The 24188-nt window shown below is 51.5% G+C and carries 19 protein-coding genes and 1 pseudogene; 12 read left to right on the top strand and 8 right to left on the bottom strand.

Annotated elements, in window-relative coordinates; genetic code table 11:
- Positions 1–8 precede the first annotated feature (8 nt).
- On the top strand, positions 9–545 hold the full coding sequence (locus LCD46_04530; protein UOY71598.1) for a hypothetical protein: 537 nt from the start codon (positions 9–11) through the stop codon (positions 543–545).
- Between the two features lie 123 nt (positions 546–668).
- Here LCD46_04530 and LCD46_04535 read toward each other — a convergent pair whose 3' ends face one another.
- Complete coding sequence (locus tag LCD46_04535) at positions 669–1337, bottom strand: hypothetical protein (protein UOY71599.1); 669 nt, start codon at positions 1335–1337, stop codon at positions 669–671.
- A 450-nt stretch (positions 1338–1787) separates the two neighbouring features.
- On the opposite strand from LCD46_04535, the pseudogene LCD46_04540 reads away from it, so the two are divergent.
- Positions 1788–1934: pseudogene (locus LCD46_04540) on the top strand (YggW family oxidoreductase).
- Between the two features lie 105 nt (positions 1935–2039).
- Here the strand turns inward: LCD46_04540 and ansB are convergent.
- The 5 genes from ansB to LCD46_04565 form a co-directional block, all read right to left on the bottom strand.
- The gene (gene ansB, locus LCD46_04545) at positions 2040–3086 is read right to left on the bottom strand and encodes an L-asparaginase 2 (protein UOY71600.1); all 1047 of its coding nucleotides are present in this window, start codon (positions 3084–3086) and stop codon (positions 2040–2042) included.
- Positions 3087–3637: 551 nt separating this feature from the next.
- A complete protein-coding gene (locus tag LCD46_04550; GenBank protein UOY71601.1) occupies positions 3638–5569 on the bottom strand; it encodes an EAL domain-containing protein in 1932 nt (643 codons plus the stop codon).
- A 17-nt stretch (positions 5570–5586) separates the two neighbouring features.
- A complete protein-coding gene (locus LCD46_04555; GenBank protein ID UOY71602.1) occupies positions 5587–6081 on the bottom strand; it encodes an oxidoreductase in 495 nt (164 codons plus the stop codon).
- Between the two features lie 397 nt (positions 6082–6478).
- The gene (locus LCD46_04560) at positions 6479–8263 is read right to left on the bottom strand and encodes a diguanylate cyclase (GenBank protein ID UOY71603.1); all 1785 of its coding nucleotides are present in this window, start codon (positions 8261–8263) and stop codon (positions 6479–6481) included.
- A gap of 120 nt (positions 8264–8383) precedes the next feature.
- Positions 8384–9493, bottom strand: a complete 1110-nt coding sequence (locus LCD46_04565; GenBank protein UOY71604.1) for an AI-2E family transporter — start codon at positions 9491–9493, stop codon at positions 8384–8386.
- Positions 9494–9747: 254 nt separating this feature from the next.
- Between LCD46_04565 and LCD46_04570 the strand changes: the two genes are divergently transcribed.
- From LCD46_04570 to tauD, 9 genes are all read left to right on the top strand, one after another.
- Positions 9748–10445, top strand: a protein-coding gene (locus LCD46_04570; GenBank protein UOY71605.1) for an IS1 family transposase whose coding sequence is annotated in 2 segments (ribosomal slippage) — positions 9748–9997 and positions 9997–10445 — 699 coding nt in all. Because the reading frame shifts where the segments join, the coding sequence is not laid out codon by codon here.
- A gap of 176 nt (positions 10446–10621) precedes the next feature.
- Entirely contained in the window at positions 10622–11071 is a 450-nt protein-coding gene (locus LCD46_04575) for a hypothetical protein (protein ID UOY71606.1), read from the top strand.
- A 194-nt stretch (positions 11072–11265) separates the two neighbouring features.
- A complete protein-coding gene (locus LCD46_04580) occupies positions 11266–11985 on the top strand; it encodes a hypothetical protein (GenBank protein UOY71607.1) in 720 nt (239 codons plus the stop codon).
- 232 nt (positions 11986–12217) lie between these two features.
- Positions 12218–13618 carry an S-methylmethionine permease gene (gene mmuP / locus LCD46_04585; protein ID UOY71608.1) on the top strand — a complete coding sequence of 467 codons (1401 nt, stop codon included), beginning with the start codon at positions 12218–12220 and terminating at the stop codon, positions 13616–13618.
- Entirely contained in the window at positions 13605–14537 is a 933-nt protein-coding gene (gene mmuM / locus LCD46_04590; protein ID UOY71609.1) for a homocysteine S-methyltransferase, read from the top strand. The genes mmuP and mmuM overlap by 14 nt, the downstream gene beginning before the upstream one ends.
- 172 nt (positions 14538–14709) lie before the next feature.
- Complete coding sequence (tauA, locus tag LCD46_04595; GenBank protein UOY71610.1) at positions 14710–15672, top strand: taurine ABC transporter substrate-binding protein; 963 nt, start codon at positions 14710–14712, stop codon at positions 15670–15672.
- Positions 15673–15682: 10 nt separating this feature from the next.
- Positions 15683–16450, top strand: coding sequence for a taurine ABC transporter ATP-binding subunit (tauB, locus tag LCD46_04600; protein ID UOY71611.1), 768 nt, complete (start codon positions 15683–15685; stop codon positions 16448–16450).
- On the top strand, positions 16447–17274 hold the full coding sequence (gene tauC / locus LCD46_04605; protein ID UOY71612.1) for a taurine ABC transporter permease TauC: 828 nt from the start codon (positions 16447–16449) through the stop codon (positions 17272–17274). The genes tauB and tauC overlap by 4 nt, the downstream gene beginning before the upstream one ends.
- On the top strand, positions 17271–18119 hold the full coding sequence (gene tauD, locus LCD46_04610) for a taurine dioxygenase (GenBank protein UOY71613.1): 849 nt from the start codon (positions 17271–17273) through the stop codon (positions 18117–18119). The genes tauC and tauD overlap by 4 nt, the downstream gene beginning before the upstream one ends.
- Before the next feature lie 105 nt (positions 18120–18224).
- Here the strand turns inward: tauD and LCD46_04615 are convergent, their stop codons facing one another.
- Positions 18225–19925 (bottom strand): lysophospholipid acyltransferase family protein, encoded by a 1701-nt coding sequence (locus tag LCD46_04615; GenBank protein ID UOY71614.1) that lies wholly within the window; start codon positions 19923–19925, stop codon positions 18225–18227.
- 72 nt (positions 19926–19997) lie between these two features.
- Complete coding sequence (gene hemB, locus LCD46_04620; GenBank protein UOY71615.1) at positions 19998–20972, bottom strand: porphobilinogen synthase; 975 nt, start codon at positions 20970–20972, stop codon at positions 19998–20000.
- A 395-nt stretch (positions 20973–21367) separates the two neighbouring features.
- Here hemB and LCD46_04625 point away from each other — a divergent pair, with 395 nt between their 5' ends.
- Complete coding sequence (locus LCD46_04625; protein UOY71616.1) at positions 21368–24142, top strand: autotransporter outer membrane beta-barrel domain-containing protein; 2775 nt, start codon at positions 21368–21370, stop codon at positions 24140–24142.
- Positions 24143–24188 lie beyond the last annotated feature (46 nt).

Raw genomic sequence — 24188 nt, forward strand, 5'->3', positions numbered from 1 at the left:
TAAGCAACATGATTGTTGAAGGTCTGCATAAACTGAGTATTTTTATGATGTGTGATCTTTTTGACCATTTTGATTTACGAAATGGCTACGACACAGAGCTTATACGTACTGCTATTTCGACAAACCATTTATGGGCGCTGGAAGTGGCGTATCCCGGTCTTCTGAATGAGTTTGAAGTTCCGGAAGAAACTGTTTTTATTAATGAAATAGCTTGCCTATTTAAGAAACTGCAGAGAACCTATCACATGTTTTCGGATAGTGAAAAGGATAAGCTTTTTACTGCTATTCCAAATTTTTCGCTTACGCACGACCTCACATTTCAGGGTTTTGATTCGATCAGCGAACGTAATATGTTAGATGTGTCAAAAATATTGAAGTTACTGGGTTATCATTCGGACATGGATCTCACTAAAGAAACATACAGCGCCACGACTCAGAGATACACCCGGATGCTTGACCTTGCCATTCCTCCTGACCAGGAGAATGATCCTTCTGGTGTGTTTTCTCTGGATGTTTTCTGTAAAATCATTCTTGCGGGACGTTAATCTGTTAATTTTTTCTTATCATGACGACTATGTAATAATGGATTCTTAATCGACTCGATGAAGGACTCATCGAGTCGAATTAAAAACAAAGTGAGAACACTGAGTCGGGCTTAGTAGCGGGTATTACTGTTTTAGCAAGCGTGGAAGCTGATTATTCAGTTCAAGCAGGCAACTATTCATATATTTTTCAGTTTCGCTGACAACTTTCTTATAATTGTTTGCATTCCAGTCGCTCAATGGGGCCTCGACAGGTGTTGGGGTACATTCTGCTACTGTAAATGCAGAGAACATATTCCCGCTTTCCGGGCGTTTATAAAACAGAACTTTATATTTTAGCTGATAAAGCGGCGTTGCAGCATTCGCATCTTTATAGATTAATGCCCAGGTCGCCTTACCAATATACAGAGGTTGTTTATAGAGGTGGCCATTCCCTTTTTCATTCATCCACTGAGTAATATTTTGTTTGGCTTTTGGAATAAACCAGTTGTTTGTTGGGTTCTCCAGGGTTTCGACTGTTGTTCCTTTATAGTTCTCTTTATCAAAATCACTACTGTTGATACTTCCGAGTAATGCACCGACCACCGCGATCCCCATACCGGCCGCTGCATGAGTCGGAGTCACTTCGCGTAAGTGACTATCGGCCACTCGATTGTTATTCAGCTCTGGAATGGCGGACACGCTGTAAATTTCAATTGAGCTACCATTTGCTGCCTTTACGGTGTCTGGTTTTACCGAACCTGCGCAGCCAGCAAGAATTAAAGATGTGGATATTGCTAAAAGACGTACTTTCATTTTATCTCCATATAATAATTTAACTTAAGTTGCTGTGTCGATTATCTGTGCCAGATATATCAGCTGAATTAACAAAAGGCTCTTTTCAACCAGGTAAGGTGTGCTGACGTATTTTCATATTGAGTATCGACTTGCCCATTAACTTCTTGAGCCATGTAGTCATATTTCTTTGACGGGCATCAAATTTGCTGGTGATATTAGTAACCACCGCTGTGTCTCAGCAATCCGCCCTGGTACTACCAGTAGAAAGCCTTTGGCAAGAGAAGCCAACGGTTGCGGGCTAACGATTACCCCGTCTCCAGCATCGTGAAGCTCACAATCCTCGCTTTTCCCAGCTCTTTTGCCTGGTACAGGGCCACATCCGCCGCGCGCAGTATATTACAGGCTGTTAGCACGCTACTAAGCTGATCTTCACCTGTGCTCTTCTGCCCGTTATTATCCAGGCTAACTACGGGGTTGTCGGAGACGGTGATTCGTCAGCCGCTTGATGAGGCCATTGCTCAGGGGGATCTGACCGAGAGTGAGACGCACTGGCAGATCACCCAGCACGGAAAACTGTTTTTAAACTCGCTGCCTGAACTGTTTCTCACCGAATAAGATCCTAAGTGCATTTACCGGATAAAGCCATCCGGCAAACTGCCTGATGGCGCTGCGCTTATCACTTTGACTTTCAAGTCTGATAAGCGCAGCCGCCTTCAGCGATTAAAACTGATTAAACATCGTCTGGATCTGTTTCGGATCTTTAGTCTGCGTCAGCGCCAGTTGCAGCAGTACGCGTGCCTTCTGTGGGTTCAGGGAACCAGAGGCAACGAAACCGTATTTCGCATCATCGATTTCAGCATCCTGCGTGGTTGAACCCGTCGGTACGCGGGAAGAACGCACCACAACAGTCCCTTTATGCGCTGCGGTTGCCAGCGTATCGAAGACTGTTTTGTACAGGTTGCCGTTACCCACACCCGCGCTCACAATCCCATCATAACCGGCATCCACCAGCGCTTTTGCCGGCAGATCTGAAGCATTCGCGTAGTTATAGACGATACCGACCTTCGGCAGCTCATTCAGCTTAGAAACGTCGAACGGCGTGGAGGTGGTATGCTTACGCGCAGGCGTTCGCTGGTAGTCGATTTTACCGTTATGAATGTACCCCAGCGGTCCGTAGTTTACGGATTTGAAGGTCGCCACATCGGTGGTGTTGGTTTTGGTCACGTCGCGCCCGTCAAGCACGGTGTCATTCATCACCACCAGCACGCCACGGCTGGCAGAGGCTTTATCCGCCGCGGTCACCACCGCGTTATAGAGGTTGAACGGACCGTCTGCGCTCATCCCGGTAGACGGACGCATTGCGCCAACCAGCACCACTGGCTTATTGCACTTCACGGTTAGATCGAGGAAGTAAGCGGTCTCTTCCATGGTGTCTGTACCGTGGGTAATCACGAAGCCGTCGGTGCTGTCACACTCGTTATTGATCTTTTTCGCCAGGGTTAACCAGACGTCGTCGTTCATATCCTGCGAACCGATATTGACGACCTGCTCACCCTTAACGTTAGCGATATCCTTAAGTTGAGGAACGGCTTTGACCAGATTCTCTACGCCAACTTTGCCCGCCGTATAGTTAGATTTAGTTGCGGAGTCACCGCCACCGGCAATCGTCCCGCCGGTCGCTAAAATGGTGATGTTCGGTAAGGCGAGCGCTGCACCGCTGAAACCCATAACCAGTGCTGCCAGTGCCGTTTTCCTGAAAAACTCCATGTTATTTCTCCAGTTACGTGAATTTATCGTATTATCCCAACCTCATAGTTGAATAATGTGATTTCATCCAGTTAACCAGACAAATGTATTTTTTAGATTGTTAAATTTAGAGGTGGATGTCGCTTCCACCCGAACCACCAGCAAAATCGCCGTTGCTACGTTTCTGAAAAACCTGCCACAACCACTCTGAAAGGGTTTCCATCTTCCCAGCAGCACTTTCAGCAATACCCGTTTATTCCTCAACTCATCAATCAATACGACGTTCATCAAACCAGGCCACACTGAATTTGGCCACCTGAGCAGAGGTGATGGACTAACTCCGCATCGGTATTACCCATTTTAGTAGCTGATGGCACTCTCCTGCTGTGAGATAATGCGTACGCAAACGGTTTCGTACCGTTTTCGACACATATATCTTGATGGAATTGATGCCTGGTTTTTTCATTCTGGACGCCACCGTTCCCTGACGAGGCGTCTTTTTTTCCGTTACTAAAGCGTTAACGGATAATGAAAAAGTGCTGTGTAAAGCAGGAGAAAATGCTAAATGTGATTTAGCCGTTTTTGATTTTTAGGTCGACTTGAGATTGAGGTTTTCCGAATAGATATCCCTGCACGAGATCGCAGCCAAGTGCCTGAAGACGTTCAAGCTGCGCTTCGGTTTCAACACCTTCTGCGATGACACTCATATTGAGGCTCTTCGCCATACCGGTTATCAATTTGACGATATTAAGCGCATCATCCTGTGTGGAAATAGGATTCACAAAGGATTTGTCTATTTTAATTTTATCAAAATTCAATTCACTCAGTCTTGAGAGCGACGAATATCCCGTTCCGAAATCATCGATGGAAATTTTTACACCCAGAGATCTGAGCTTTTTGAGGATAGTGATTGGCATGTTGCTGTCACTGAAAAGAGAAGATTCCGTCACCTCCAACTCGAGTCGGTTAGCCGGTAGTCCTGTCTCTTTAAGGATGGATTGCACCATCGTCGTAAATGATTTATTACCCAATTGAATAGGTGAGACGTTTACGGAGATCCTTGCCGGAATCGCCCATAGCGCTGCTTCCCGGCAGGCAAGCTCAAGCACAATTTTGCCGATCTGATTGATCATCCCGGTTTTTTCAGCGACAGAAATAAAGTAATCAGGTGACAGCATCCCCTTCACCGGGTGTATCCAGCGAATAAGCGCTTCATATCCGTAAATTTGATTGCTGAATGAATCGACAATAGGTTGGTAATATACAACGAACTCATGGTTATCGAGTGCTAGTGCCATGTCATGTTCAAGGGTTCTGCTTTCCTGCAATCTTTGCATCATCCACTGACGGAAGACTTTTATCTGCTGTGAACCTTCTTTTTTGGCTTCATAGAGCGCCAGATCGGCAAATTTATAGAGATAATCAGAGCGTCGTTCATTGTCTGATAAAACGATACCCACACAGGTAGCAATTTTTATAAGTTGATTATTAATCGTATAGGGCTGACTAATCTCATCGCTGATTTCTCTGGCTCGCGAAAGTGCCGCTGTTTCGGTTAAACCACTGGACAGAAGCGCAAATTCATCACCGCCCAGGCGGTAAAATGTCTCTGAATCGCAACTCATTGAAGTCAGACGGCGGGATACCTGACGTAACAGTAAATCGCCGGTATCATGGCCATAGGTATCGTTGACCTCTTTGAACCGGTCTAAATCAAATAACATTACCGTTACAGGGATATGGTTTTTATCTGCCTGAAGATTAATTTTGTTGAGATCGTCCCAGAAGTAAAGTCGGTTTTTCATCCCGGTGAGGGAGTCATGATAGACATCATATTCCAGCTTCGCATTCTGAATTTGCAGTGTTTCTTTTGATAACTGGAGCTCTTCAGCAAGGCTTTTAACCTGCATATGTGCTTTGAGAATATTTTTGTTCTGATAGATCATTAAAAATCCCAGGATAAAGCTTAATATCACCAGGAGCAATGAAAGAGCAGAGTAAATATAATAAAGTATCTGTACTTTCTTGTTGGATTCATTAACCGTGTTAATGTCTTTCGTTAATGCTGTTGCAGAAAGTTGACTCAGTGGTGCATCGAGCATATGCATATTTTTCAGGTATGCCTGTAACTCAGAATGGCTCATTTTCTCAAGATGACCATCCAGATAGTTCAGTATTTGCTCTACGCGTGAAGCGAGCTCCTGGTGCGTTTTATCGCTGTCAATATAGTGACCTAAATCTCCCCCTTTCATTAAATCGCCCTGACTCAGCATAATTTCAAGTCGCATGCGGACCTGGTCTATCGTAACGTCATCGGTATCGGTTGCGTATAGACCAAGCCATGATTCAAAACGGTAATACTCAGATACCAGTTGGGCCACTGACCAGGACTCAGTGTATTGAGTCAGTTTTTGCAACTCTTGCTGTCGATCATAAACAAGGTATGCAATATATCCTGTCGTGATAAAAAGAGAAAAAATGATACCAACCAGTATCCTGTTCATTATGTTCTCCTGAACGACTACTCAATCTTCATTTTGCTAACCTGCCATGCTGATCGTGAGTAATAAATCTGATTATTCAACTCAGGAAGACTGTCATAGGGGTATACAATGAACGATGGGCCTTTATCGCGGATGCGCATATATTCGCCATTAACCTTTAGGGCAAGTATGGCGTTGTATTTTTTGAAGTCACTGAGAGGGATGACGGTAGAGTAATCATTGAGCGCGATAACATTAATGTTTGATCCCTTCGCACCCACATAATCCATGAGTTTGCTCATTGGAACGCCCTCAAACTTAGTGCGGCCATTATACCAGGGGGATGTTGTCTCAAAACTCACCATACCCAGTTTTTCAAGGCTGGCGAGATCAAACACTGCTTTCCCATTATCATTGGTATTTTCTATATTACCGTAAATCGTTAAAATGGGTTTACCGACTGGTTTTGGCAGGTCGCCAGCCCAGGTCAAACTCGGTGCCAGACAGCATAACAGCAGTAGGATTAATCGCATTTTGGCCTCCACTTTTTTACCAGAAGTATAAGAATTATAATTTAGTTATCATACTAGTTTATATATTTTGTTGAGACGCTACTGTTTTTATACATTTTTTGCGTGTAAATCAAGTGAAATCAATGAGTTGTGTTTGTGAGGTGACAGGGTGTTTTCTGCATAAAAAACGGTTAAGTTGTTGAGATAAACCAATGTTACTTGAATAAACTCCCCCGCGTTTAAAAAATGATCGCTTTAATTGATTGATATTTTCTCACACTACTGATTTTACCCGGCCCGGTAACGTAGAAAAACACAACATAACGGGTGGCGAAGCCGTACGTTTATCCAGCTGGGCGAGAACGTGTAAGCCACGTTGTCGCTGGCGGGAAAAATTCATACCGGAAAACCTGTTTAATCAGCCCGCCTCCAGCATCCCAAAACTCACAATCCTTGACCGACCCAACTCTTTCGCCCGGTATAGGGCCACATCCGCGGCGCGCAGCAGGTTGTCACTCTGGGCATGCTGGGGATAGCTGGCAATACCAATCGAGACATCCACCGGCCCAATTTCTGTAAGCCCGTAGCGAAGCGACAGCTCATGCACGCCGTTGTAAATCTTCTGTGCGCAGGTGTGAGCCTCTTCTTCACCAGCACCGGAGAGCAGAACCAGAAACTCTTCGCCCCCATAGCGGAACGCCAGTCCATTGTCATGTGCCGCCCGCTGAACAATCGACGCCACGCTTTTGATCACCTGATCGCCCGCTTCATGGCCGAAGCGGTCATTGATGCTCTTGAAGTGATCGATGTCGATCATCATGCAGCTTAACGGTTCACCGTTACGCATCGCCTGCGTCATTTGGGTTTGCAGGGTATCTTCCAGATGATGACGATTACGCAAACCGGTAAGCGGGTCAAACAGGGCTTTTTCCAGCAATGCGTCGCGTAGTCGCTGGTTGGCGAGCGCCAGACCGAGTGCTTCGGCCATCAGTTCCAGATACGCGCGGGAAGGGGCATTATCCGCAGTGATATTCTGGAAGGAGAGCAAACCAATCGCCTCGCCCTGGGCGATAAGCGGCACGCACAGTGAACTATTCGACTGTGACTCCGGCAGGTGGTAACAGGCGATATCTGGCTCACCATTTACCGGCGGGTGGCTCTGCCCGCGACGCACGGCCCAGCACTCATCCGGATGGAATGTCGTCTTTTCCCCGATCGGTGAAAGCCATTGTGCGACACAGCGCATCTGCCACGGATCGCGGTCAAGCACGTAGAGTTGGCCCGCTATCCCCGGTGCGATATTCGGTGCAAACAGCTCCGCCACGTTAATCACATCGTTAAAGTTCTCGCACCCTTGCAGTCGCTGGGTCATGCGCGCCAGCAGCTCGCGGATGGCCCAGTCGGCATCACGCTCTTTTTCCAGACGTTGTCGCGCCAGGCCGTTTTCACGGAAGATGCGGATGGCCTGAGCCATATCGCCGATCTCATCAATCTGGTTGAAATTGGGCGTTTCAACCGCGTAATCCTGTGAGGCCAGGCGGTGTACCACATCACTCAGACGCACCACGGGGCGCAGCACGCGACGTTTTAATATAAAGCCGAGCACAAACAAGAACAGCAGGGCGGTCAGAGCGACCATCAGCTCAGAAGCCGTACGCAGCGCTTTCGATTTTTTGGTTGCATCCTGAACGGAGGCGATGACGCGTTTGTCGAGTATCTGGTGAAAGTGATCGATCTGCTTCTGCGCGCGCTCCAGCTCCTTCTCATAGGGCTCACCATAGAGCAGAGCAATGGCCTGAGCGTCTTCTCCTCGTTCCAGGCTGGAAAGCGCGGTTTGCTGCTCATCCTGCAGCTCATCAATAATTTTTAACCCTTCACGCAGCAGAGACAGCTCATCATCTGATGCACCATTGTCCCGCAGTTTTTCCAGCCGGAATTCAATGTTCTTCAGATAGCCCTCTGACTGCTGGTATTCCCTGAAGGTTTGCGGATCTTTTTTAATGACGTACAGGCGTGCCAAATCGGACTGCGCCCACGCGTCGGTCTCCACATCTTCAGTAAGCCCATCAAAACGCTGGCGTTGTTCCACCGCCTGACGTTCTGCGGTGTCGGCATTGGAGGCCATCAGCATGATGATGCCGGAGGCGATGGTCAGGCAGACAGTGGCACCATAGGCCCAGTTTGTTATCGTCGCGATTCGCACCTGATGATCCTTTTACGACATGAGTAGGATGGCGTTCTTTCAAATTATAGAAAACGTTTGATTTAAGGCGAAAAAAAAGGCGGCACAGTGCCGCCTGGTATGGTTTTTATCGTCACATCCTCACAAATCCGGAGGATTCTTTCCTTCTTCGATGAAATCCGCGTCCAGCTCTTCGGCGTTACCTTCGTGATCGCGCCCGGAGAAGAGGTTCCAGCAGGCGATAAACAGCGCGGCGATGAGCGGCCCAATCACAAAGCCGTTAATGCCGTACAGCTCCATGCCGCCGAGGGTCGAGATCAGAATCAGGTAGTCCGGCATTTTGGTGTCTTTTCCCACCAGCAGCGGGCGCAGGATATTGTCCACCAGCCCGACGACGATCACGAAGAAGCCCACAATAAACAGCCCTTGCCAGATCTGATGCGTGGCGAACAGGAAGATGGCGGCAGGCACCCAGACAATCGCCGAGCCGATGGCGGGCACCAGCGAGAGGAACGCCATCAGCGCGCCCCAGAGCACGCTACCGTCAATCCCCACAATAGCAAACGCAATCCCGCCGAGAATGCCCTGAACCACTGCCACCGCCGCCGTTCCTTTTACCGTGGCACGCGACACGCCGACGAATTTGGCAAACAGGTGCTGCTTGGCGAAATCCGACAGAGGGAGGGAGTCGAGGATCTGGCGCACCAGATACGGGCCGTCTTTCAGCAGGAAGAACAGCAGATAAAGCATGATGCCGAAGCTAATCGCAAAACCAAATGTTCCTTTGCCAATCAGAAACGCGCTGCCGGCCAGGTACTGTCCACCCTGCAGGGCGACATCCGAGAGTTTTTTCTGGATTTGTGCCGCGTTGTTCAGGTTGTGATCTGCCAGGAAGCCGCTGGCCCAATCCGGAAGGCGGTTGAACAGGCCTGCGACCACTTCCGGGAATTGTGTGTTGTTCTCCTGTAACTTGGTGTAAACCACGTTCAGCTCAATGGCGAGTGAGGAGAGGATCACCGTCAACGGGATAAACACAATCAGGCAGATGATGCCGATGGTCAGCAGCGAGGCCAAGCCGTTGCGATCCCCTAGCGCGGCGCGCAATCTGTTTTTTACCGGGTTAAAGATGACGGTCAGGATCGCGGCCCACAGAATGGCGGAGAAGTAGGGCGACAGCACGTCGAAGAAGGCCCAGGTGACAAGGGCGAGAATAAAAATAAAGAAACCTTTGGTCAGTCCGTTAAAGCGCATCAGTCAGTCCTGGTTACTAAGAAACTGTGTCGACTATAGAACTGATTTAGGGATTTACCAATAATTGCGAGGCTGCTTCAGATAATGACCCTTGTTAGATAATGGATATAGAAGTATCGTTTTGCCACGCCTGCAAAATCAGGCGTCGGGATTGACCTCCTGCTTTCTTCATCGGTGACGTATAATCATGCGTCGTGCGGGTAATGGTGCCAACTTACTGATTTAGTGTATGATGGTGTTTTTGAGGTGCTCCAGTGGCTTCTGTTTCTATCAGCTGTCCCTCCTGTTCAGCTACTGAAGGCGTGGTGCGTAACGGTAAAAGTACTGCCGGACATCAGCGCTATCTCTGCTCTCACTGCCGTAAAACATGGCAGCTACAGTTCACTTACACCGCTTCTCAACCCGGTACGCATCAGAAAATCATTGATATGGCCATGAATGGCGTCGGATGTCGCGCCAGTGCACGCATTATGGGCGTTGGCCTCAACACGATTTTACGACACTTAAAAAACTCAGGCCGCAGTCGGTAAACTCACGCATACAACCGGGCAGTGACGTCATTGTTTGCGCGGAAATGGACGAACAGTGGGGTTACGTCGGCGCTAAATCACGCCAGCGCTGGTTGTTTTACGCGTATGACAGGATACGGAGGACGGTTGTGGCGCACGTATTCGGTGAACGCACGTTGGCCACGCTGGAGCGTCTTCTGGGCCTGCTGTCGGCCTTTGAGGTCGTGGTATGGATGACGGATGGCTGGCCGCTGTATGAATCACGCCTGAAGGGAGAACTGCACGTTATCAGCAAGCGATATACGCAGCGCATTGAGCGGCATAACCTGAATCTGAGGCAGCATCTGGCAAGGCTGGGCAGGAAGTCACTGTCGTTCTCAAAATCGGTGGAGCTGCATGACAAAGTCATCGGGCATTATCTGAACATAAAACACTATCAGTAAGTTGGAGTCATTACCCGTCGTGCGCTCTGCTATACCTCAATGGTGGGCTGAGTGAGGGCATCGTAAGGTGCGCCGGTATCCGATGAAGCCGGTAAGGTCAACTTCGCTCAGCCCGCCACCCATGAGATTGACCTCTCTGATGGCGGTGTTTACATCATTCATCGGAGGCTGCCACTATGGCTACGACCCTAACTCAGACTCACCCATTATTTACATTGCCGTTAACCCACAACACCGATTTCACTGAACTAGCGGACAACTGCGAGCGATTTGTTGACGCTCTGGTGGAGTGTGACGAATTCGCCACAAGGCTTGCCCTGTGCGGACGACTCTCTGTCTGCCTGGCATTATTACAACCCACACTACTTGAACCTGTGCCGGAGCATTTGAAGGAGAACCTGACCGTGGAGTCCCTCCCAACACGTCTGCCTGTATTCGAACCGGAACCTGATCAGTTAGGTCATTACTGTCAGGTTCTGACGCAACTGTTAATGAGTGGTGCTCTGATGGCAGGAGCAGAACGTATGATGCAAGATCTGTTGTTTGAACTAGTAACCTACTACTCTGATACGCTAAAAATGCCGCGCTGGCTCAGAACGGAGGAGGGGATGATTACCCTTGAGTAATTCCCTCACCCTCTCCCCAAACGGGAGAGGGGAGCGATGGTTCATACTATGTTCGGTTGAGATTATGAACAATTCAGGATGAAACATGGTGAAGGACTTTTCAGAAGTGTTTCAAGATTATGTTTTCCCCATCTTTAAATTGTCACAGTATACTGAGCAAAAAAATCCAATGGAAATAAGTGATAATGAAAATAGTGAGCGAAATGAAAAAATTTAGAAGGCATTTTTTTATTTTCAAAAAAATAGTAGAAAATGGATGGAGACTAGAAAGTGAGGGATTCTTTCTCTACTTTTTCGGGGGGATGTGTCTGATTGCTTTCGTTTTACTAAATGAGTATCTTTCTATCTATTTATCAGAGGACGTGTTTTCAGAAGCGTTGCTAAGCTTCTTTGTTTTTTATCCTATGTTGATTCTTTTTTTGCTAAATAGCACATTGATGGTTCTTAGGTTTTACTTTAAAAGAAGATTATTTCAAAGGTATTTATACAAAAGTTCACGACTTGTTGTTCTTAAGATGTGGCAGATTTGCTTGCCCGCAGCATTCGTTTTTACAGGTGTGGGTGTTGTTTGCCTTTTTATTTATTTATACTCTTTGTTTTCAGTTTCTCAGGATAAATATCTTAGGTATGCTGTGCTGTTTTTTTGTTATCCTTTGGCTCTGTTAATTTTTTTAGTTTTATCACATGTTATTAGCGCGTCAAGATTCTTATTTCGACGTGATAAATGGGTTAGGTATATTTTCAGTGTGGGATTGATTTTTTTGTTTTTCATGCTTTACAAAAGCTCTGGCGGGAGTCATAAGGTTGAGTTGGAAATAGATAATGTGCAATATGAAAAACTGCAGGAGTTGTCTAATGATAATGTAAAAAAATATGCACAAGAATTATTTAATAACGCTCTGCAAAAAGAATAATAAACTAACTTTCGCATGAGGTCGGATTGCTCTCACCTGGTAAAAATCATAAGTATCTGCTTGCGGAGGTGCTTATGGCCTGGCGTCCGATTCTCTATGTGATCCTCACAACCCACCCCAAACTCAGCGCGCGTCGCGCCCGTCTGCGCCTGGTCATCTAGCTTTTTATTAACAATCGCGGTATAACACACCTTCTTTGGATGTTTAGATGTCCATACGTATAGAAGGTGATATGCAAACACAACAAGAAAATGGGCAGCTTAAGCGCACCATGAAAACACGCCACCTGATTATGCTCTCGCTGGGTGGCGTGATTGGGACAGGGTTATTCTTCAATACCGGCTACATCATTTCCACGACCGGGGCGGCGGGCACGCTGCTGGCGTACCTGATAGGCGCGCTGGTGGTCTGGCTGGTGATGCAGTGTCTGGGCGAGCTTTCCGTGGCGATGCCGGAAACCGGTGCCTTCCACGTCTACGCCGCTCGCTATCTGGGGCCGGCGACGGGTTATACCGTGGCATGGCTCTACTGGCTGACCTGGACGGTAGCGCTCGGGTCGAGCTTTACTGCCGCCGGGTTCTGCATGCAGTACTGGTTCCCGCAGGTGCCCGTCTGGGTCTGGTGCGTGGTGTTCTGCGCGGTGATTTTTGGCCTGAACGTCATCTCCACGCGCTTCTTTGCCGAGGGAGAGTTCTGGTTCTCTCTGGTCAAAGTGATCACCATTATCGCCTTTATTATTCTTGGCGGTGCGGCAATCTTTGGTTTTATCCCGATGCAGGACGGTTCGCCTGCGCCGGGCTTAACAAATATTACGGCTGAAGGCTGGTTCCCGCACGGTGGCCTGCCGATCCTGATGACCATGGTGGCGGTGAACTTTGCCTTCTCCGGCACAGAGCTTATCGGTATTGCAGCCGGAGAGACGGAAAATCCGCATAAGGTGATCCCGGTCGCTATCCGCACCACCATCGCGCGCCTGATTATCTTCTTTATCGGTACCGTGTTTGTGCTGGCGGCGCTGATCCCGATGCAGCAGGCGGGCGTGGAAAAGAGTCCGTTCGTGCTGGTGTTTGAAAAGGTTGGTATTCCTTACGCCGCAGACATCTTTAACTTCGTGATTTTGACGGCGATCCTCTCGGCGGCTAACTCCGGGCTCTATGCTTCTGGCCGCATGCTGTGGTCGCTCTCGAACGAGAAAACGCTGCCGCGCTGTTTTGCTCGCGTTAATAAGAACGGCGTACCGCTGACGGCGCTATCCGTTTCTATGCTTGGCGGCGTGCTGGCGCTGTTCTCAAGCGTGGTGGCACCGGACACGGTGTTTGTGGCGCTGTCGGCGATTTCTGGCTTTGCGGTGGTGGCGGTGTGGATCAGCATCTGTGCGTCGCATTTTGTTTTCCGTCGTCGTCATTTACAGTCCGGCCAGCCTCTCTCGGCTTTGCAGTACCGCGCGCCATGGTATCCGCTGGTTCCCGTGCTCGGATTTATCCTCTGTGTGGTGGCCTGTGTTGGGCTGTGGTTTGACCCAAGCCAGCGCATTGCCCTTTATTGCGGGCTTCCGTTTGTTGCCCTGTGTTATGGTGCCTACTACCTGACCCGAAATATGACATCGCAGGAGCCTGAACATGTCGCAGAATAATCCGCTTACCGCCATCCTCGAAAAACAGCCGTTTGTGGTGCTGGATGGCGCGATGGCAACGGAGCTGGAAGCTCGTGGTTGTAATCTTGCAGACAGCCTCTGGTCTGCCAAAGTGCTGGTCGAAAACCCGGATCTTATCCGTGAAGTTCACCTCGACTACTACCGGGCAGGCGCGCAGGTGGCGATCACCGCCAGCTATCAGGCCACGCCTGCGGGCTTTGCAGCGCGCGGTCTGGACGAGGCGCAATCTCGGGCGTTAATTGGCAAAAGCGTGGAACTGGCGCGTAAGGCGCGCGAAGCGTATCTGGCTGAGAACCCGCATGCGGGTACGCTGCTGGTGGCCGGTTCCGTTGGGCCGTATGGTGCGTATCTGGCGGACGGCTCTGAGTATCGTGGCGACTATGTACGCAGCGAAGAAGAGTTCACCACCTTCCACCGTCCACGCGTAGAAGCGCTACTGGATGCGGGAGCGGATCTGTTGGCCTGCGAAACGCTGCCGTCTTTTGGGGAAATCAAAGCGCTGGCGGCACTCCTGGCCGAGTATCCCCGCGCCCGGGCGTGGTTCTCCTTTACCCTGCGGGACAGCGAACACCTGAGCGACGGTACGCCGCTGCGGGAAGTGATTGCGAAGCTGGGGCATTATCCGCAGATTGTCGCGTTGGGCATCAACTGCATCGCCCTGGAAAACACCACCGCGGCGCTGAAACACCTGCAGAGTCTGACCTCGCTGCCTCTGGTGGTTTACCCGAACTCGGGCGAGCATTATGACGCGGTAACCAAAACCTGGCACCACCACGGTGAAGTGTGCGAGACGCTGGCAGGGTATTTGCCGCAGTGGCTGGACGCAGGGGCCAAATTAATCGGTGGATGCTGTCGGACCACGCCGAAAGATATTGCTGAGCTGAACGCGCAGCGCTGATGCCCTCACCCTCTCCCTTTGGGAGAGGGAAAAAGCTACACCGCACAAAATCAACTATCCTTTCCCGCTTTTTATCTAAAAACGAATCGTTATGAGCGATTCATTTTTATTCCTTTATCAAAATTCCCGCGCCGGAAATACTGCCCTCATAACAACAAGGGGAGCAGGCACTATGGCAATTTCATCGCGAATCACACTTCTCGGCGCACTGGCGCTGTGGGCATTTCAGGCGCAGGCGGTAGACGTCACCGTCGCGTATCAAACCTCTGCGGAACCGGCGAAAGTCGCGCAGGCGGACAACACCTTTGCCAAAGAGAGCGGCGCGAAGGTTGACTGGCGCAAGTTCGACAGCGGTGCGTCCGTCGTGCGTGCGTTAGCCTCCGGCGATGTGCAGATCGGCAATATCGGATCCAGCCCGCTGGCGGTTGCGGCCAGCCAGCAGGTGCCGATTGAGGTGTTCCTGCTCGCCTCGCAGCTCGGTAACTCTGAAGCGCTGGTGGTGAAGAAAAACATCACCAAACCGGAAGATCTGATCGGTAAACGCATCGCCGTGCCGTTTATCTCCACCACCCACTACAGCCTGCTGGCGGCGTTGAAACACTGGGGCATCAAACCGGGTCAGGTACAAATTATCAACCTGCAGCCGCCGGCAATTATCGCGGCCTGGCAGCGCGGCGACATTGACGGCGCGTACGTCTGGGCACCGGCTGTCAACGAACTGGAAAAAGACGGTACCGTGTTGACCGACTCTGAAAAAGTGGGCCAGTGGGGCGCACCAACCCTCGACGTGTGGGTCGTGCGTAAAGACTTCGCCGAGAAACACCCTGAGGTGGTGAAAGCCTTCGCCAAAAGCGCGATTGACGCCCAGCAGCCCTATATCAGCAACCCGGATGAATGGCTGAAGCAGCCCGCCAACCTGGAAAAACTCTCCCGCCTGAGCGGCGTGCCGCAAGCGGACGTACCGGGGCTGGTGAAAGGCAATACCTATCTCACCCCCGCACAGCAGGTGCAGCAGCTGACCGGGCCGGTAAACAAAGCGATTGTTGATACCGCCACCTTCCTGAAAGAGCAGGGCAAAGTGCCTGCGGTGGCCGCTGATTACAGCCAGTACGTGACCGATCGTTTTGTGAAATAAGGAGTCCGCCATGCTGAATATTACGAACCTGTACGCCGATTACGGCGGTAAACCCGCGCTGGAGGACATTAACCTGACGCTGGACAGCGGAGAACTGCTGGTGGTGCTGGGCCCGTCCGGGTGCGGAAAAACCACGCTGCTGAATCTGATCGCCGGGTTTGTCCCTTATCAGCATGGCACCATTCAACTGGAAGGCCAAAAGGTGGAAGGCCCGGGCGCCGAGCGCGGCGTGGTCTTCCAGAACGAAGGATTACTTCCCTGGCGCAATGTGCAGGAAAACGTGGCGTTTGGGCTACAGCTTGCGGGCATCAGTCGCGAACAGCGGCTGGAAACGGCACGGACGATGCTGAAAAAAGTGGGGCTGGAAGGGGCGGAAAAACGCTTTATCTGGCAGCTTTCCGGCGGTCAGCGCCAGCGCGTAGGTATTGCCCGTGCGCTGGCAGCGAATCCACAGCTATTGCTGCTGGACGAGCCGTTCGGGGCGCTGGACGCCTTCACCCGGGAGCAGATGCAAACCCTGCTGCTGCGCCTGTGGCATGAAACCGGCAAACAGGTGCTGCTGATCACGCATGATATTGAAGAGGCGGTATTTATGGCCACCGAACTGGTGTTGTTATCGCCAGGGCCAGGCCGCGTGCTGGAGCGTTTGCCGCTGGATTTCGCCCGTCGCTACGTCACAGGAGAACCCGTGCGCAGCATCAAATCCGATCCGCTGTTTATCGAACAGCGTGAATACGTCTTAAGCCGCGTGTTTGAACAACGGGAGGCGTTCTCATGAGCATCGTCTTCAGTGAAAAAACGCGCCGCACGCGTATGGTGCTGCGCTGGCCTTTCTCGCACCAAATCACACTGAGCGTCGGCACGCTGCTGGCATTACTGGCGGTGTGGTGGCTGGTGGCTGCCCAGCAGTGGATTAGCCCACTGTTTCTGCCACCGCCGGGACAGGTGCTGGCCAAACTTATTTCCATCGCCGGGCCGCAGGGCTTTATGGATGCCACGCTGTGGCAGCACTTAGGCGCAAGCCTGGCCCGTATTCTGGTGGCGCTGCTGGCGGCGGTCATCATTGGTATTCCGGTGGGAATTGCGATGGGGTTGAGCCCGACTGTTCGCGGCATTCTCGACCCGCTGATTGAGCTTTACCGCCCGGTGCCGCCGCTGGCCTACCTGCCGCTGATGGTGATCTGGTTTGGTATTGGTGAAACGTCAAAAATTCTGCTGATTTATCTGGCGATTTTTGCCCAGGTCGCCATGTCGGCGCTGGCGGGAGTGAAGAGCGCCCAGCAGGTGCGGATCCGCGCGGCGCAGTCGCTGGGAGCAAGCCGCACGCAGGTGCTGTTGTTCGTGATTTTACCCGGCGCGCTGCCGGAGATTTTAACCGGACTGCGCATCGGCCTCGGCGTGGGCTGGTCCACGCTGGTGGCGGCGGAGCTGATTGCAGCCACGCGCGGCCTTGGGTTTATGGTGCAGTCTGCCGGAGAGTTTCTGGCGACTGACGTGGTACTGGCAGGAATTGCGGTGATCGCCGTGATTGCCTTTGGATTAGAACTGGGGCTGCGCGCGTTACAGCGCCGCCTGACGCCCTGGCATGGAGAAATACAATGAGTGAACGTCTGACCATTACCCCGCTGGGGCCGTACATTGGCGCGCAGGTGTCGGGGCTGGATGTGACCCGTCCGCTGAGCGATAACCAGTTCGAGCAGTTGTACCACGCAGTACTGCGCCATCAGGTGGTGTTCCTGCGCGAACAGGCGATAACCCCGCAGCAGCAGCGCGCTCTGGCGCTGCGTTTTGGTGACCTGCATATCCACCCCGTCTATCCGCATGCGGAAGGCGTGGAGGAGATTATCGTTCTGGATACCCACAACGATAATCCACCGGATAACGACAACTGGCACACTGATGTGACCTTTATTGAGACGCCGCCTGCCGGGGCGATTCTTGCGGCGAAGCTGTTACCGGAAACCGGCGGCGATACGCTGTGGACTAGCGGCATAGCGGCCTTTGAAGCGTTGTCCGCGCCGTTCCGGACGCTGCTGAGCGGCTTGCGGGCGGAGCATGACTTCAAAAAATCGTTCCAGGAGTACAAGTACCGTAAGAGCGAAGAAGAACATCAGCGCTGGCAGGAAGCGGTTGCAAAGCATCCACCGTTGCTACATCCGGTCGTGCGTACTCACCCGGTAACGGGCAAGCAGGCGCTGTTCGTCAACGAAGGGTTCACCACGCGCATTGTGGACGTGACGGAAAAAGAGAGCGAGGCGTTGTTGAGTTTCCTGTTTGCGCATATCACTAAACCGGAATTTCAGGTACGCTGGCGCTGGCAGGAGAACGATCTGGCGATCTGGGATAACCGCGTGACTCAGCATTACGCCAATGCGGATTACCTGCCGCAGCGCCGGATTATGCAGCGGGCAACGATTTTGGGCGATAAGCCGTTTTACCGTCCTTAACCCGTCGCTCCCGTAGGCCGGGCAAGCGCAGCGCCACCCGGCGAAAACGGTGCACAATTGCCGGGTGGCGGCTACGCCTTACCCGGCCTACAAAATACCGCACATTTAAAGGTGCGCCTCAATATACCGCTGATAGCGGTTCGCCTTCAGGTAACACAAATCCACCAGCACCAGTCCGTCGACGCAGTCGTTAAATGTCGGGTCGCTGCCGAAATCAATAAACTGCACGCCGCCGGGTTCGCAAAGCTCGGAATACTGTTTGTAGAGCGGGGGAATGCCGCAACCGAGGTTTCCGAGCAGCGATTTAAGCTTCGTCAGGTCATCCACATAATCCACGCCGCTAAACTGTGCCAGAACATCCGGCAGCGATGCCGGATACGGCTGACGTGAGGCGGCTAATGGATGTGTCGCCGGGAACCAGAGACGGTAAAATGCCACCAGCAAATCCCGTGCGGCAGGCGGTAAGCCGCCGGAAATGGAGACCGGGCCAAACAGGTAGCGATAGTGCGGATAACGTGCAAGGTACGCCCCAATGCCGGACCACAAATAATCCAGACCACGACGTCCCCAGTAGCGTGGCTGAATGAAGCTGCGCCCCAGTTCAATACCGTGCTCCAGCACATCCTGCATTTTGTTGTCGTAGTGGAACAGGCTATAGCTGTACAACCCTTCCAGACCGCGACGCTCAACCTGTCTGGCGGTAGGCATAAAGCGATACGCGCCGACGATCTCCAGATCCTCATCATCCCACAGGATCAGATGCAGATAATCATCATCATAACGGTCGGTGTCCCGGCGTTTGCCGCTCCCTTCTTCCACCGCGCGAAAGGCAATTTCGCGCAGGCGGCCCAGCTCGCGCAACAGCGGGGCATCTTCCTGACCGTTACGTTGCCAAAGATAGATGGTTTTACCGTCGCTGGTTTTGCCCAGACATTCGGCCTGCGCCAGCGCGCGTTTCAGGGTGGCCCGGTCTTCCGGGCGGGCGATAGCGCACTGGGTTTTAAAGACGCCAGGCACTCCCTTGCCAAGACGCATCACGTGCTGACGACACTGCTCGGCCATCTCACGTGACGAAAGGGTGGCGCTATGCCAGTGATGCCAGGCGATCTGCTGGCCGATTTTAATCGGCAGCTGGCTATGGCGGCGGCGGAACATCTGCTGCATCAGCAACAGCATCGACAGCGTCGGGGAGACCAGCGTGCTGGCATAAAAGAGCAGGCTGTTATGCGCCTGAATATGCACTGGCAGCAGCGGGGCGCGCAGTTTACTGGCGAGTTTGATGAAGCCAGAGTGCCATTTTTTATCGCGAATACCCTTACGCGTGGGCCGCGAAACTTCTCCCGCCGGGAAGAAAATCAACACGCCTGCGTTTTGCAGATGCTGTTCCATCTGGACCAGGGACGTTTTCGCCGTCCTGCCACCCATATTGTCCACTGGAATAAACAGCGAACTGAGGGGCTCAAGGTGAGTCAGCATCCGGTTGGTCACGACTTTGACATCGCGTCGTACCCTGGAGACGGCGTACAACAGCGCCAGCCCGTCAAGCGTACCCGTCGGGTGGTTGGCAATAATGACCAGCGGGCCATGTTCGGGGATTTGTTCGAGATCGCGGGCGGAAACGGCGCAGAGAATATCAAGGTGCTCCAGAACTTGCTCCACCATATCCAGACCTTTCAGGTGGCGGTGTGCTGCGGCAAATTGCTGGAATTCGTCTTCGTAAAACAGTCTTTTTAACAGACTTTTTTGCCAGGGTGCTGGCCTCGCCTGAGGCCAAAGATCGTCGAGAACGCTATCGAGGCTAAACATGATTACTCCTCCTGCCGTCTTGCGAAGACAGTAGAAGGAGCAGATGTCGGTTGTATTGCAGTTTGGTGAAGATTAGCGGAGGATTTTTTTCTCGGCCAGATCCAGCGCGAAGTAGCTGAAGATCAGATCCGCGCCTGCGCGTTTGATCGCGCCGAGGCTTTCGAGAACCACTTTCTCTTCATCAATCGCACCTGCCAGGGCGGCGAATTTGATCATCGCGTACTCACCGCTTACCTGATAAGCGCCCAGTGGCAGCTCGGTACGCTCGCGAATGTCGCGCAGGATATCGAGATAAGCACCGGCCGGTTTCACCATCAGGCAATCTGCGCCCTGGGCTTCATCAAGCAGGGATTCACGAATCGCTTCCCGGCGGTTAAGCGGGTTCATCTGATAGGTTTTACGGTCGCCTTTCAGCGCTGTACCCGCTGCTTCACGGAACGGGCCGTAGAACGAGGAGGCAAATTTGGTGGAGTAGGACATGATGGCAGTGTCAGTAAAACCTGCAGCATCCAGGGCCTGACGAATCGCCTGAACCTGTCCGTCCATCGCGGCGGATGGCGCGATGAAATCCGCACCGGCAGCGGCAGCGACGACCGCTTGTTTGCCGAGATTAAGCAGGGTGGCATCGTTGTCCACGCCGTGATCGCACAGCACACCGCAGTGGCCATGAGAGGTGTATTCGCAGAAACACGTGTCAGACATCACCACCATTTCCGGCACTGTCTCTTTGCAGATGCGGGACATACGAGCGACCAGGCCATCTTCTTTCCACGCGTCGCTGCCGGTGGCATCGGTATGGTGGGAGATGCCAAAGGTCATTACCGAGCGGATCCCGGCGTTGGCGATGCGTTCGATCTCACGCGCCAGATATTTTTCCGGAATGCGCATCACGCCAGGCATGGCTTCGATGGCCTTATAGTCATCAATCTCTTCTTCGACAAAAATCGGCAACACCAGATCGTTTAAGGTCAGTGTTGTCTCTTCAAACATAGCGCGCAGTGCAGGTGACTTGCGCAGGCGGCGGGGGCGTGCAATTAAATCGGTCATGGTATGCCTGATGTTTGTGGAACAAAGAGGGCTAGTGTACATCAAAGTGAAGACGGGTGTTTTACTAAAGTGGGCATTTTGTTTTTTGCGATATTCGCTAATGAAATATTTGTGCTGCTTCTATATTAATGGTCATGCATGTTTGAAAGTGATTTATTATTTTTGATTATATATTTCGCATCTGCTGGTAAGTATTTTAACGTTATGTTTTTATAATATTTATCTATTGTGACCCTATTCTTTTCATGTATCTTAAGGTCAATTGTCTGGATACGGACTTAATGGAAACATTCATTGAACCTTTTCGAATTGAAAATGCATAATTCCCTCCGCAATAAATATTGCCAAATGATTGATGGACAAACTTGCTTACGTCCCTGAGGAGGGATGACCCAATGCAAACATGGAAAAAGAAACTGGTTGTATCTCAACTTGCATTAGCCTGCACCCTGGCTATCGCTTCTCAGGCCAATGCGAAAGATATTTCCGGTACGACATATAATACTTTTGGATATGATAATACAGCTTCCACTCCCTGGTATTATGGTTATACGGACTGGAATGACTCTGACGTTGCTCACGACGGTGATATTTATCCGGTGATGAATAAATCCACCGTGAATGGTGTTATTTCCACATATTATCTGGATGAGGGTGTTAATGGTCGGGCGAATGCATTGAGCATTTCCAATAGCACTATTAATGGCATGATCACCTCTCAATGTATGACCGCTTCGTGTTCTGATGGCCTGGATACCGACGGTACGATCCATTCGCAGTACGATCGTTTTAGCCTGACCGTCGACAATTCCACTATTAACGACACTTACGAGCACTATGCGTATGACGTTGTTAACGGGGAAAATACGGAAACACATTATCTTGATACTTATGGTCTGGGCAATGCGATTACCCTGGATGTGGAATCGGATATTGTTATCCAGAATAATTCTCACGTTGCCGGTATTACCCTGACGCAGGGTTATCAGGAGCGGGATAATACCCCGTACGACGGCGTTGAAGGCGTGGCTAACAGCAGCAAGGTGTTTACTGACACGCTTGTGGTGAAAGATTCTGTACTGACTTCTGGCGCGTATAGCGATCTGGGTACCAGCGGGTTCTATGGTCAAACCGCGAAGCCGAGCGACTATGGTGAAACCAATGCGACAGCAGCAGATGATGCGGCGCTGATTGTGTCAGCCAGCGAATCTGACAACGCGATGCAGACCTCTGCCACGTTCGATCATTCCACCATCACTGGCGATATTTTATTCTCCAGTACCTTCGACAACAACTTCTACCCGAATGGCGATCCGGCAACCGATACCACCGAGGATGGCATCTATAACCCCACGACTAACGGCTGGGACGGTACCGATAAGCTGGATGTGACTCTCACTAACGGCAGCAAATGGGTGGGCGCGGCACAGTCCAGCGTCGAGGCTATCGGCACGGCTCAAATGTACGGCCTGGGCTATAGCAACGTAGACTGGAGCACGCTGTCCCCCAACAGCATTTGGCCGGACTCCACCTATGACAGCAACGGACACGTTGCGGGAGAATCGGTTTATCAGAGCGGTCTTTTCAACGTTACGCTGGATAACGGTTCTGAGTGGGATACCCGCAAGCTTTCTAACATCGACATGCTGACGGTAAACAACCAGTCGCAGGTCAATGTTGAAAACTCAGGCCTGTTGGCTGATTCCATTACGCTGACCAATACATCCTCGCTGAATATCGGCGATAGCGGTGGTGTGGCCACTGACCATCTGTATCTGGACAGCAATAGCCGCGCGGCACTGACGGAAGAAACGGCCGATCTCTATGCCAACACCATCACCGTGGATAACGGCGCAGAGCTGGCGTTGGGGCTGGGTCAGGTTGATACGCACAATATGGTGCTGAGCGATGGTGGTGTGCTGAACGTTGCCAGCCGTGACTACGTGCTGAACAGCGATCTGAACAACGCGCGCTATATCACCAACGATAAGCACAATGCCGATTATGACTACGGCGTTGTGGCGATTAACTCTGACGGCCATCTGGCGGTGAACGGTGACGTTGCGGGCAACTACAAAGTACGCATCGACGATGCGACCGGTGCAGGTTCCGTAGCCGATTACAAAAACAAAGAGATCGTTCGCGTCTATGACAATAACGCGGATACAGCAGCCAGCTTTACTGCCGCAAACAAAGCCGATTTAGGTGCTTACACCTATCAGGCGCAGCAGCAGGGTGACACCGTTGTCCTCCAGCAGAAAACGCTGACCGACTACGCGAATATGGCGCTGAGCATCCCTTCTGCCAATACCAACATCTGGAACCTGCAGCAGGATACCGTCGGAACGCGTCTGACCAACAGCCGTCACGGGCTGGCGGATAACGGCGGGGCGTGGGTGAGCTACTTCGGTGGCAACTTCGACGGTGACAATGGTGTAATCAGCTACGATCAGGACGTGAGCGGTATTATGGTGGGTCTGGATACCCAGATTGACGGTAATAACGCGAAATGGATCGTCGGCGGAGCGGCAGGTTTTGCGAAGGGAGATATCAGCGATCGTAGCGGTCAGGTCGATCAGGACAGCCAGACGGCGATGATCTACGCGTCGGCGAAGTTCATGAACGATCTGTTCCTCGACAGTTCCCTGAGCTATACCCGCTTCAACAGCGATCTCTCTGCTAACATGAGCAACGGTCAGTATGTTGACGGTAACACCACCAATGACGCAGTGGGTTTTGGGCTGAAACTGGGCTATGACTGGAAGCCAAACCTCTCCGGCTACGTTACGCCATACGCAGCGGTGTCTGGCCTCTTCCAGTCCGGTGATGACTATCGTCTCAGCAATGACATGCGCATGGATGGGCAATCTTACGATAGCCTGCGTTATGAACTCGGTGTCGATGCCGGTTACACCTTCAACTACGGCGGCGATCAGGCTCTGACCCCTTACTTCAAACTGGCCTACGTGTATGATGATGCCGATAACAATGCTGATATTAACGGCGACAGCATTGATAACGGCGTGAAAGGCTCAGCTGTGCGGGTAGGGCTGGGCACCCAGTTCAGCTTCACGAAAAACTTCAGTGCTTACACTGATGCCACTTATCTGGGCGGCGGCGACGTTGACCAGAACTGGGGGGCAAATCTGGGTGTGAAATATACCTGGTAATGAATAAGGCGGGGGGATATCCCCCGCTTTTTATATACAGAAATAA

This window comes from Enterobacter ludwigii, assembly GCA_023023105.1.
GTDB classification, from domain to species: Bacteria; Pseudomonadota; Gammaproteobacteria; order Enterobacterales; family Enterobacteriaceae; genus Enterobacter; species Enterobacter adelaidei.

Bases quoted from the DNA above. Each gene is read 5' to 3' on its own strand.
- LCD46_04530 (UOY71598.1), top strand. From the start codon at position 9: ATGATTGTTGAAGGTCTGCATAAACTGAGTATTTTTATGATGTGTGAT.
- LCD46_04535 (UOY71599.1), bottom strand. From the start codon at position 1,337: ATGAAAGTACGTCTTTTAGCAATATCCACATCTTTAATTCTTGCTGGC.
- ansB (UOY71600.1), bottom strand. From the start codon at position 3,086: ATGGAGTTTTTCAGGAAAACGGCACTGGCAGCACTGGTTATGGGTTTC.
- LCD46_04550 (UOY71601.1), bottom strand. From the start codon at position 5,569: ATGAACAGGATACTGGTTGGTATCATTTTTTCTCTTTTTATCACGACA.
- LCD46_04555 (UOY71602.1), bottom strand. From the start codon at position 6,081: ATGCGATTAATCCTACTGCTGTTATGCTGTCTGGCACCGAGTTTGACC.
- LCD46_04565 (UOY71604.1), bottom strand. From the start codon at position 9,493: ATGCGCTTTAACGGACTGACCAAAGGTTTCTTTATTTTTATTCTCGCC.
- LCD46_04575 (UOY71606.1), top strand. From the start codon at position 10,622: ATGGCTACGACCCTAACTCAGACTCACCCATTATTTACATTGCCGTTA.
- mmuP (UOY71608.1), top strand. From the start codon at position 12,218: ATGCAAACACAACAAGAAAATGGGCAGCTTAAGCGCACCATGAAAACA.
- mmuM (UOY71609.1), top strand. From the start codon at position 13,605: ATGTCGCAGAATAATCCGCTTACCGCCATCCTCGAAAAACAGCCGTTT.
- tauA (UOY71610.1), top strand. From the start codon at position 14,710: ATGGCAATTTCATCGCGAATCACACTTCTCGGCGCACTGGCGCTGTGG.
- tauB (UOY71611.1), top strand. From the start codon at position 15,683: ATGCTGAATATTACGAACCTGTACGCCGATTACGGCGGTAAACCCGCG.
- tauC (UOY71612.1), top strand. From the start codon at position 16,447: ATGAGCATCGTCTTCAGTGAAAAAACGCGCCGCACGCGTATGGTGCTG.
- tauD (UOY71613.1), top strand. From the start codon at position 17,271: ATGAGTGAACGTCTGACCATTACCCCGCTGGGGCCGTACATTGGCGCG.
- LCD46_04615 (UOY71614.1), bottom strand. From the start codon at position 19,925: ATGTTTAGCCTCGATAGCGTTCTCGACGATCTTTGGCCTCAGGCGAGG.
- hemB (UOY71615.1), bottom strand. From the start codon at position 20,972: ATGACCGATTTAATTGCACGCCCCCGCCGCCTGCGCAAGTCACCTGCA.
- LCD46_04625 (UOY71616.1), top strand. From the start codon at position 21,368: ATGCAAACATGGAAAAAGAAACTGGTTGTATCTCAACTTGCATTAGCC.